General features: G+C 70.5%; 9 protein-coding genes and 1 pseudogene. 6 read left to right on the top strand and 4 right to left on the bottom strand.

Translation table 11 applies throughout. From position 1 onward, the window contains the following. Window positions 1–326 precede the first annotated feature (326 nt). Both P1P75_RS35850 and P1P75_RS35845 read right to left on the bottom strand, forming a co-directional pair. Window positions 327–461: pseudogene (locus tag P1P75_RS35850) on the bottom strand (tyrosine--tRNA ligase); the annotation flags it as partial. A 154-nt stretch (window positions 462–615) separates the two neighbouring features. After that, entirely contained in the window at window positions 616–1023 is a 408-nt protein-coding gene (locus P1P75_RS35845; protein WP_319263375.1) for a MazG nucleotide pyrophosphohydrolase domain-containing protein, read from the bottom strand. A 98-nt stretch (window positions 1024–1121) separates the two neighbouring features. Between P1P75_RS35845 and P1P75_RS35840 the strand changes: the two genes are divergently transcribed. Beyond that, the gene (locus tag P1P75_RS35840) at window positions 1122–2120 is read left to right on the top strand and encodes a TAXI family TRAP transporter solute-binding subunit (RefSeq protein WP_319263373.1); all 999 of its coding nucleotides are present in this window, start codon (window positions 1122–1124) and stop codon (window positions 2118–2120) included. A gap of 81 nt (window positions 2121–2201) precedes the next feature. Here the strand turns inward: P1P75_RS35840 and P1P75_RS35835 are convergent, their stop codons facing one another. Then, the gene (locus tag P1P75_RS35835) at window positions 2202–3614 is read right to left on the bottom strand and encodes a HAMP domain-containing sensor histidine kinase (protein WP_319263371.1); all 1413 of its coding nucleotides are present in this window, start codon (window positions 3612–3614) and stop codon (window positions 2202–2204) included. A gap of 9 nt (window positions 3615–3623) precedes the next feature. Then, window positions 3624–4313 carry a response regulator transcription factor gene (locus P1P75_RS35830; RefSeq protein WP_319263370.1) on the bottom strand — a complete coding sequence of 230 codons (690 nt, stop codon included), beginning with the start codon at window positions 4311–4313 and terminating at the stop codon, window positions 3624–3626. A 324-nt stretch (window positions 4314–4637) separates the two neighbouring features. Between P1P75_RS35830 and P1P75_RS35825 the strand changes: the two genes are divergently transcribed. From P1P75_RS35825 to P1P75_RS35805, 5 genes are all read left to right on the top strand, one after another. Further along, complete coding sequence (locus tag P1P75_RS35825; RefSeq protein WP_319263368.1) at window positions 4638–5414, top strand: amino acid ABC transporter ATP-binding protein; 777 nt, start codon at window positions 4638–4640, stop codon at window positions 5412–5414. A gap of 94 nt (window positions 5415–5508) precedes the next feature. Continuing rightward, window positions 5509–6354 (top strand): glutamate ABC transporter substrate-binding protein, encoded by an 846-nt coding sequence (locus P1P75_RS35820; RefSeq protein ID WP_319263365.1) that lies wholly within the window; start codon window positions 5509–5511, stop codon window positions 6352–6354. A 134-nt stretch (window positions 6355–6488) separates the two neighbouring features. After that, window positions 6489–7157 (top strand): amino acid ABC transporter permease, encoded by a 669-nt coding sequence (locus P1P75_RS35815; RefSeq protein ID WP_319263364.1) that lies wholly within the window; start codon window positions 6489–6491, stop codon window positions 7155–7157. Beyond that, window positions 7154–8053 carry an amino acid ABC transporter permease gene (locus P1P75_RS35810; RefSeq protein ID WP_319263362.1) on the top strand — a complete coding sequence of 300 codons (900 nt, stop codon included), beginning with the start codon at window positions 7154–7156 and terminating at the stop codon, window positions 8051–8053. The genes P1P75_RS35815 and P1P75_RS35810 overlap by 4 nt, the downstream gene beginning before the upstream one ends. Window positions 8054–8228: 175 nt before the next feature. Next, on the top strand, window positions 8229–9822 hold a 1594-nt coding region (locus tag P1P75_RS35805), incomplete at its 3' end, for an FAD-dependent monooxygenase (protein ID WP_319263377.1).

Below are 9822 nucleotides of genomic sequence, written 5' to 3'. Positions count from 1 at the left end.
GTCCCCGGGGTCCCTCCGCCCCCACCGCCAGGATTGACCTTGCGCACACGCAGCAGGCTCAGGCGTGCCGTCACGCCCGCCTTAGCTAGCCACCACCACCGCCCTCCTTCTCGCCGCCGGCTGCTCCTCGCCCCGTCACGGCCCGACACAGGCGCCACCGCCGGCCCGCGGGCCGAAGCCGCCGCCACGACCGCGACCCCCGCCGAACGCTCCCTCGCGGTGGCCGCCGCACCCGAGGACACCGCGACCGCCACGGCGCGCCCCGACGACAGGTTCGAGGCCGACGGCTCCTGGGCGGTGTACGGCGGAGTCGACCTGACCGGCTCCTGCCCGAAGAGGGCCTTGGACCCGGCGGTCACGGCGTCCGGCCGGCCGGCACCGTGCACCAGCGTCGTCAGCTCCTCGGCCAGCGCGCGCTGCGCGGCACGGGCCTGCGGCCGCTCCCCGGTCTGGCGCTCCACACCCCCTGCGGCTGCAACTGACGATCTTCGGCACCCCGGTGTGCTCCGGCGGGACATTCCCCTGGGCGCCCTGCACCGCGAGTGGCCGCTCGCCGACAGCGACACCCCGTAGCGCCGACGGCCACGGGTCCGGCCCGTCGGTCAGGCGCGTCGGTCAAGCCGCGCCGCCGGGGACCCATCCCTGGCGGCGCAGCACCGCCGGCACGTCCGGCGCCTCGTAGTGCTCGCCCTTGAGGACCTTGCCGTCCGCACGGCGGGCGATCTGTCCGTCGGGGCCGAGCTTGGTCATGTTGGACCGGTGGATCTCGGCTATCACCGCGTCGAGGTCGATCCCGTGCACCAGCGCCGTGCCGTACGCGACGTAGACCACGTCGGCCAGTTCGTGCGCCAGGCGGTCCAGGGGGCCGCTCACCGAGACCTCGGCCACCTCGGCCGCCTCCTCGGCGAGCAGCTCGCCCCGGTGCGCGGCGAGTCCGGGCGGGACCTCCGCCGGCGTACTGCGGGCGTCGAGACCGAAGGCGAGGTGGAACTGACGGACCATGTCGGCGGGCGAGGAACTCATGCACCGACTGTAACGACGGCCACTGACAGTCCCGTCCGCCACCACCCCGTGCGGCCCGCCCTGGCCAGCTCACCGCCCCACCTGGCAGGATCGCGCGCATGTCCAAGGTGTTCCCTTCCATCGGCAGGCGCCGGGCCCTCCAGGGCGCGGGCGCCGCCGTCGTCGTCCTCGGGCTGCTGCTGTGGTGGCTGCTGCCCCTGGGCGAGGATCCGCCGAGTGGCAGGATCACCCTCAGCACGGGCACCACGAGCGGCGTCTACTACGAGTACGGCAGCCGGCTGCGCACCGCGCTGGCCGAGGACATGCCCGACCTGGACGTGAACCTGACCGCCAGCAACGGCTCCCAGGAGAACGTCGCGCGCGTGGCGACCGGCCAGGCCGACTACACCATCGCCGCGGCCGACGCGGTGGAGACGTACGAGAGAGAGCACCCCGGCGCGTCCACCCGGCTGCGCGGGGTCGCCCGGCTGTACGACGACTACGTGCAACTGGTCGTGCCGCGTGACTCGGACCTGCGGTCCGTGGCGGACCTCAAGGGGCGGACGGTCGCGACCGGGCTGCCCCGCTCGGGGGTGCGGCTCATCGCCGAGCGGGTCCTGAAGGCGGCGGGCCTGGATCCGGCGAAGGACATCACGGCGGTGTCGGAGGGCATCGACACCGGTCCCGAACGGCTGAAGCAGGGGAAGATCGACGCGTTCTTCTGGTCCGGAGGGGTGCCGACGGCCGGTCTGGAGAAGCTGGCCGACGGCTTCACCTTCCGGTTCGTGCCGATAGACGCCGCGCTGGTGGCCAAGATGCATCAGCAGGACGACGCGACGGGCTTCTACCGGGCCACCAACATGCCCGAGTCCGCCTATCCGATCATCCAGAACGGCTCCACCGTGCCGACGATCGCGGTGTCCAACCTGCTGATGACCCGCACGGACGTGGACCCCCGGCTCACCGAATGGCTGACCCGGACCGTGATCAAGAGCCGCGACGGCATCGGGCGGCACGTCCACTCCGCCCAGCTGGTCGACCTGCGCACGGCCATCTACACCGACCCGCTCCCGCTGCACGAGGGCGCCCGGCGCTACTACCGCTCCGTCAAGCCGTAACGAGGCCGACGCCACCGCCGGCCGCCCTCCCCGCCGACTCTCGGGCCACGGCCACCGCCGGGCCGTCCTGTGCACCGGCTCTCAGGCCACGGGCCTCGTCCTCGGCACGGACACCGTCACCTTCAGGCCGGTGGGCTCGTGATGGGCGTACGCGATCGTGCCGCCGCCGGCCGCGAGCAGGGCACGGGAGATGGACAGGCCGAGGCCGGAGCCCTTGATGTTCTGGTGCCGGCCGCTGCGCCAGAAGCGGTCGCCCACGCGCGCCAGCTCCTCCTCGGTCAGGCCGGGGCCGTGATCCGTCACGACGACGGTCGAGGTCTCCCCCTCGACGGCGACCGTCACCTCGACGCTCTCGCCCTCCGGCGTGAACTTGACCGCGTTGTCGATCACCGCGTCCAGGGCGCTGGAGAGTGTGACGGGGTCCGCCCATGCCGTCGTGGGCGGGCAGTCCCCGATCAGGCGGACACCCTGGGCCTCGGCGGTGGGCGCCCAGGCGGCGACGCGCTCGGTGGTCAGCGCGCCGACGTCGGTGATCCGCAGGTCGGCCTCGGTGTGCTCGGCCAGGGCCAGATCGAGCAGGTCGTCCAGGACGTGGGCGAGGCGCTTGCCCTCGTTCTGCACGGACGCGATCTCCTCATTGCCCTCCGGGAGTTCGTAGGCGAGCAGTTCGATGCGCAGCAGCAGCGCCGCGAGCGGGTTGCGCAGCTGGTGCGAGGCGTCGGCGACGAAGGCGCGCTGCTGCTCCAGCACGTCCTCGACGTTGTCCGCCATCTCGTTGAACGACCGGGCCAGCCGCCGGAGTTCCGGCGGACCGCTCGCGACCGCCACCCGGGACTTCAGTCGGCCGGTGGCGATGTCGTGGGTGGTCGCGTCCAGGACGCGGACGGGCCTGAGCACCCAGCCGGTCAGGCGCAGGGCCGCTCCGATGGCGAGCAGCATCGCCGCGCCCTCGCCCGCGGCGATGATCAGCCAGCCGTGCAGGATGCGTGAGCGCATCGCGCCGGTGGGCGAGTCCGTGACGACGACCGCGACGACGTCGCCGTCCCGGATCACCGGGGACGCCACCACGAGCCGGTTGCGCTGCCAGGGCCACACCTGCTGGGGGTCGTGGCTGCGCCGGCTCAGCAGCGCTTCCTCGAACGCTTCCCGCACCTCACCCTTTTCGGGGAGGTACCAGTCCCTCGGCGCATGAGCCATGGGGGTATCGGTGCCGTAGAAGACACCGGCACGAATGCCGTAGACGTCGTAGTAGTTGACCAGTTCACGGATCAGCGCCTTGCGCCGCTCGTCGTTGGTCGTGGCCACGGGGTCGGAGTCGTCGGCCGGGACGGTGACGAACTGGGCCAGGGCGGCGAAGCGGGCCGTGTCGTCGATGCGGTCGACGACCACGTCCTGTTGCTCGGCGCCGGCCACGCTGACCGCCAGCGGCACGCCGAGGGCCAGCAGTACGGCCGCCATCAGGACGATGAGCAGCGGCAGAAGACGTGTGCGCAACGATCCCCGCTACGCCGGGGCGACGAGCCGGTAGCCGACCCCGCGCACGGTCTCGATCAGGGCGGGCATGCGCAGCTTGGCGCGCAGGGAGGCGACGTGCACCTCCAGGGTGCGCCCGGTCCCCTCCCAGCTGGTGCGCCAGACCTCGCTGATGATCTGCTCCCGCCGGAAGACCACTCCGGGCCGCTGGGCGAGCAGCGCCAGAAGGTCGAACTCCTTGCGGGTCAGCTGGACGACGGTGCCGTCCACGGTGACGCGCCGGGTGGGCAGCTCGATGTGCACGGGCCCGAGCAGCAGCTCGTTCTCCCCGGCCCCGGCCCCGGCCGCGTCCTCGGGGACGGTCCGCCGGCTGACGGCGTGGATACGGGCGAGCAGCTCACCGGTGTCGTACGGCTTCACGACGTAGTCGTCGGCGCCCAGGTTGAGGCCGTGGATGCGGGAACGCACGTCGGCGCGGGCCGTCACCATGATGACGGGGGTGGCGGTGCGCTTGCGGATCTTGCCGCAGACCTCGTAGCCGTCCTGGTCGGGCAGACCCAGGTCGAGCAGGACGACCCCGAAGCCGGGACCCTCCGGGACGAGCGCCTGGAGCGCCTCCTCGCCGCTGCGCGCGTGGGTGACGTCGAAACCGTGCCGCCTCAGGACCGCGGACAGCGCGGCGGCGACATGGTTGTCGTCCTCGACGAGCAGCAGTCTCATCCCGGCCTCCTCCGGTTCATCGGGCGTACCATCTGGTTCTGTACAAAGTCGTACGACCTAGGCGTACGGTTTCGGTGGACGAAAAGCGCGATGCACGCGCGCGTGCATCATGGCAGTCACGCTGATGGACGAGGACGCCGTCAAGTGGGTTCCGGTTGCGCGGGGCTTCCGTTATCCGCCCGATACGGTCCCACGTCGTAAGTGCTACGACAGGTGTCCGATTGCTATCGGATCGTGATCCTCAGATTCCCCTCAGATGTAATGACGCTGGTCGCAGTGGTTACTACTGTCCTCCGCAACCGAGGAGGACGGAGCCCGAGAGCGATGACCGAAGTATCGGTGGCCAAGGAAGACGTGGCCGCGCCCGGAGAACTGGTCGTCCTGAAGAGCGTCAACAAGCATTTCGGCGCGTTGCACGTTCTCCAGGACATCGATCTGACCATCGAGCGCGGTGAGGTCGTCGTGGTGATCGGACCCTCCGGGTCCGGTAAGTCCACGCTGTGCCGCACCATCAACCGCCTGGAGACGATCGACACAGGCGCGATCACGATCGACGGGAAGCCGCTGCCCCAGGAGGGCAAGGAACTGGCACGGCTGCGTGCCGACGTCGGCATGGTCTTCCAGTCCTTCAATCTGTTCGCGCACAAGACCGTGCTGCAGAACGTGATGCTGGGCCAGATCAAGGTCCGCAAGACGGACAAGAAGAAGGCCGAGGCAAACGCGCGCCTCCTGCTGGACCGTGTCGGCGTGGCCAGCCAGGCCGACAAGTACCCCGCACAGCTCTCCGGCGGCCAGCAGCAGCGCGTGGCCATCGCACGCGCCCTGGCCATGAACCCCAAGGTGATGCTCTTCGACGAGCCGACCTCCGCCCTGGACCCGGAGATGATCAACGAGGTGCTGGAGGTCATGCAGCAGCTCGCCCGGGACGGTATGACCATGATCGTCGTCACCCACGAGATGGGATTCGCACGATCGGCTGCAAACCGCGTGGTGTTCATGGCCGACGGCCGCATCGTCGAACAGGCTGCGCCAGACCAGTTCTTCAGCAATCCGCGCAGTGACCGTGCCAAGGACTTCCTGTCCAAGATCCTGCATCACTGACGGCGCCTCGCGCGCCCGCGACCAGCGTCACCCGCCTCTCGACGGCTCGCACGTCTCCTTCATCACCGAAGGCATCACCCAAAGGAAGTCGATCATGAAGCTTCGCAAGGTCTCCGCCGCCTCGGCCGCCGTCCTCGCCCTCGCCCTCGCCGCCACGGCGTGCGGTTCCGACGACAAGGACGACACGAGCAGCGGCTCCAGCGGCGGCGGCGACAAGATCAAGATCGGTATCAAGTACGACCAGCCGGGTCTCGGCCTGAAGGAGCCCGACGGTTCCTTCTCCGGCTTCGACGTGGACGTGGCGACCTACGTGGCCAAGGAGCTCGGCTACGAGCCGAACCAGATCACGTTCGTCGAGACCAAGAGCGCCGACCGCGAGAACGCCCTTGCCCGCGGCGACGTCAAGTTCATCGCGGCCACGTACTCGATCAACGACAAGCGTGCCCAGAAGGTCGACTTCGCCGGCCCGTACCTGCTGGCCCACCAGGACCTGCTGGTGAAGAAGGACTCCAAGATCGCCAAGGGCGGGGACCTCAACGGCGAGAACCTGTGTTCGGTGGCCGGTTCCACGTCGGCGCAGAACGTCAAGGACAAGATCGCCCCGAAGGCGAACCTGAAGACGCTGGGCGGTTACTCGGAGTGCATCGCCGCCCTTCAGAGCGGCACCGTGGACGCGGTGACCACCGACGACTCGATCCTCGCGGGCTTCGCCGCGCAGGACAAGTACAAGGGCCAGTTCAAGCTCGTGGGCGAGAAGCTCTCGAACGAGAACTACGGCGTCGGCGTCAAGAAGGGCGACAAGGCCACCGTCGACAAGATCAACGCCGCGCTGGAGAAGATGGTCAGCGACGGCGCGTGGGACAAGGCGGTCACGGAGAACTTCGGCCCGGCCGAGTACAAGAACGAGCAGGCCCCGAAGATCGGCGTCATCGTCAAGTAACCCGGCAGCCGCTGCCTCAGGAATCCCGCGCACGCCGTGGGGTTCCGCGGGCGCGCCGCCCGTCGTCGCGATCACGGCGGGCGGCGCGTCGCGCCCTCCACGTACCCCACACACACCCGGAAGCGCGGGAGATCGTGTTCGACTTTCTTGAAGGCTACGACGTCCTCGCGGCGTTCTGGTTGACGATCAAACTGACCGTCTTCTCCGCCGTCGGCTCCCTGGTCTGGGGCACCATGCTGGCCGCGATGCGCGTCAGCCCGGTCCCGCTGATGCGCGGATTCGGCACCGCCTACGTCAACATCGTCCGGAACATCCCTCTGACGGTCATCATCGTCTTCACCTCGCTCGGCCTCGCCGACATCTTCGGTATGACGATGGGCGCGTCCGACGACTTTCCCCTCCAGGGCTTCCGCCTCGCGGTCCTCGGTCTGACCGCCTACACGGCGGCCTTCGTCTGCGAGTCGATCCGCTCCGGCATCAACACCGTGCCCCTCGGCCAGGCCGAGGCGGCCCGCGCGATCGGACTGAGCTTCAGCCAGACACTGGGACTCGTCATCCTGCCGCAGGCCTTCCGCTCGGTCATCGGCCCGTTGACCAACGTCCTGATCGCCCTGACCAAGAACACGACCGTGGCGGCGGCCATCAGCGTGGCCGAAGCCGCCTTCCTCATGAAGGAAATGATCGAGAACGAGGCCCAGACGCTGGCCATCGGCGCGGTCTTCGCCTTCGGGTTCGTGGTCCTGACCCTTCCCACCGGCCTGCTGCTCGGCTGGCTCGGCAAGCGACTGGCGGTGAAGCGATGAGCTCGGTCCTGTACGACGCCCCCGGGCCCCGCGCCAAACGGCGCAACGTCCTGCTGTCCATCCTCTTCTCCGTCCTGCTCGCCCTGCTCCTGTGGTGGGTGTGGGAGAAGATGGACGACAAGAAACAGCTCGAGTGGGCCCTGTGGGAGCCGTTCACCACGTCCCAGGCGTGGACGACCTACCTTCTGCCGGGCCTCGCCAACACCATGAAGGCCGCGGCCCTCTCCATGGTCATCGCCCTTCCCCTGGGCGCGTTCCTCGGCATCTCGCGCATGTCCGACCACCGCTGGGTGCGCGTCCCGGCCGGCGCGGTGGTCGAGTTCTTCCGGTCGATCCCGGTCCTGCTGCTGATGCTGTTCGCCAACGAACTGTACGTCCGCTATGCGGACATCCCCAGCGACGACCGCCCCATGTACGCGGTCGTCACCGGCCTCGTGCTCTACAACGCCTCGGTCCTCGCGGAGGTCGTCCGGGCCGGCATCCTCGCCCTGCCCAAGGGGCAGACGGAGGCCGCGTTCGCGATCGGCCTGCGCAAGGGCCAGACGATGACGAGCATCCTGCTGCCCCAGGCCGTCACGGCGATGCTTCCGGCGATCGTCAGCCAGCTGGTGGTCATCGTGAAGGACACCGCGCTCGGTGGCGTGATGCTCGGGTTCACCGAGCTGCTCAACGCGCGCAGCACTCTGGCGGCGAACTACGCCAACGTCGTCCCCAGCTTCATCGTCGTGGCCCTCATCTTCATCGTCGTCAACTTCATCCTCACATCCTTCGCGACCTGGCTGGAGACGAGGCTGCGCCGCAGCAAGCGCGGCACGGGCGCGGTGCTCGCCCCGGACGACGTCGAGGACAACCCCGCCGCGATCCCCGGCAGCTACGGAACGGGCCAGGCGGTCTGACGCTCACTCATACGGCGTGACCTGTACGGAGGCAGTGGCGTGCGCGCCGCTGCCTCCGTCGCTTGACGCAGGCAGCGGCAGTGGGTTGCATACGTTGTGTGATCGTGCACCCTGCTCCAACCTCTTGTTCACCTACGTCCCTCAGGACGCCGTCGCGGGCAGGGGGCGCCACGCCGTGGACCCGGTGATCATCGTCGGAGCGGGGCCCATGGGGCTCACGCTCGCCCTGGCGCTGGCGCGTCAGGAGGTGCCCTCCGTCGTCCTGGACGAGGGACCGGGCAAGGACGAACCACGGCTCGCGCGCACCGCGGTGCTCCGCGAGGACACCGCCGCCCTGATGGAGCGGCTCACCGGCACCTCGCTCTCCGGGGCGGGCGTCCACTGGGCCGGTTGGCGGTCGATGCGGCGCAAGCAGGTGACACACGAGATCGGGTTCGACGACGACGACCCCGCCCCCCTGCACCTCGCCCAGCACGTGCTGACCGACGCCCTGCGCACGGCCCTGGCCGGCGAGCGACTCGTGCGGATCGCCGTGGACAGCCGCCTGGACGGCGTCGAGCAGGAAGCCTCCGGCGTCACGGCCCACACCCGCGGCCCCAAGGGCACCTGGTGGCGCGGCAGCTACCTGGTGGGCTGCGACGGTCCCCGCTCCACGGTCCGCAAACTCCTCGACATCCGCTTTCCCGGCCGTACGGCTGTCGAGCGACACGCCGTCGCCGCGTTGCGCACGGAACTTCCGTGGGCCGACGAGGCGTTGCTCCATCGGACGCCGCCGTGGCGGACGTCCGGCCCCTCCGCCGGGGAGATCACCGGACGTCCGCTGCCGGAAGACGTCTGGCGCCTGGACTGGCTGCTGCCGCCCGGCAAGGACCTCGTCACGCCCGAGCTGCTGGTGGCCCGCATCCGCGAGACCCTCGCGGGGTGGAGCGGCGGCACGGCCCCGGCCTACGAGTTGCTCGACACCGGTGTCCACACCGTCCACCACCGGCTGGCCCGCCGCTGGCGCGCCGGGCGGGTCTTCCTCGCCGGGGACGCCGCCCACCTCCTCGGCGCGTTCGGCACCCAGGGGCTCGATGAGGGCCTGCGGGACGCCGACAACCTCGCCTGGAAGCTCGCGCTGGCCTGGCACCACGGCCCGCACGAGGCGCTGCTCGACAGCTACCAGGTGGAACGGCGCGCGGTCGTCGCCGCCCGGCTGCGCGCCGCCGACCAGATCCTGCCGACACTGCGCGGCGGCCCCGGCATAAGGGCGTACGTCCCCGGCGCCGCCCGCGGCCACGACGCGCTGCTCACCGACGGTCACCTGGGGCGTGGCCTGCTCGGCGCGCCGGGCACGTACGCCGCCTCGCCGCTCGCGCCGCGGCACCTGGAGGCGGAGGTGCCGGTGGACACGCCCCCCGGCGCACCGGTCACGGACGTCCGCGTCACCGCCGAGGACGGCTCCTTCGTACGGCTGCGGGACCGGCTCGGCCGCGGGGCCCTGCTCGTCCTGCTGATCGCCCCGGGCACCGGTGTCTGGGAGCGCAGGCACTGGGTGGGTGCCGGGATCATGCCCCGGCTCGCCGCCGCGGTGACGGCACTGCCCAGCCCGGCCGAGCTGCTGGTCGCCGAGAGCTATCCCGGCGCCGCCGCCCACACCGTCCTGCTGATCCGCCCCGACGGCCACCTGGTCACCGCGCTCAGCGGGGTCCGCCCCGCCGACCTGTACGCGGCGGCGGAGGCGGCCGTGGGGGGACCTGTGGAAACGCGAGCGGAGGCCGGGGCGGGGG

Source organism: Streptomyces sp. ID05-39B, from assembly GCF_033794725.1.
Taxonomy (GTDB): domain Bacteria; phylum Actinomycetota; class Actinomycetes; order Streptomycetales; family Streptomycetaceae; genus Streptomyces; species Streptomyces bobili.
This window is presented reverse-complemented; position numbering and strand designations above follow the sequence as displayed.

What these genes read in the sequence shown, in the direction of transcription:
- P1P75_RS35830 (WP_319263370.1), bottom strand. Translation starts at nt 4,313, where the DNA reads ATGAGACTGCTGCTCGTCGAGGACGACAACCATGTCGCCGCCGCGCTG.
- P1P75_RS35820 (WP_319263365.1), top strand. Translation starts at nt 5,509, where the DNA reads ATGAAGCTTCGCAAGGTCTCCGCCGCCTCGGCCGCCGTCCTCGCCCTC.
- P1P75_RS35810 (WP_319263362.1), top strand. Translation starts at nt 7,154, where the DNA reads ATGAGCTCGGTCCTGTACGACGCCCCCGGGCCCCGCGCCAAACGGCGC.
- P1P75_RS35840 (WP_319263373.1), top strand. Translation starts at nt 1,122, where the DNA reads ATGTCCAAGGTGTTCCCTTCCATCGGCAGGCGCCGGGCCCTCCAGGGC.
- P1P75_RS35825 (WP_319263368.1), top strand. Translation starts at nt 4,638, where the DNA reads ATGACCGAAGTATCGGTGGCCAAGGAAGACGTGGCCGCGCCCGGAGAA.
- P1P75_RS35845 (WP_319263375.1), bottom strand. Translation starts at nt 1,023, where the DNA reads ATGAGTTCCTCGCCCGCCGACATGGTCCGTCAGTTCCACCTCGCCTTC.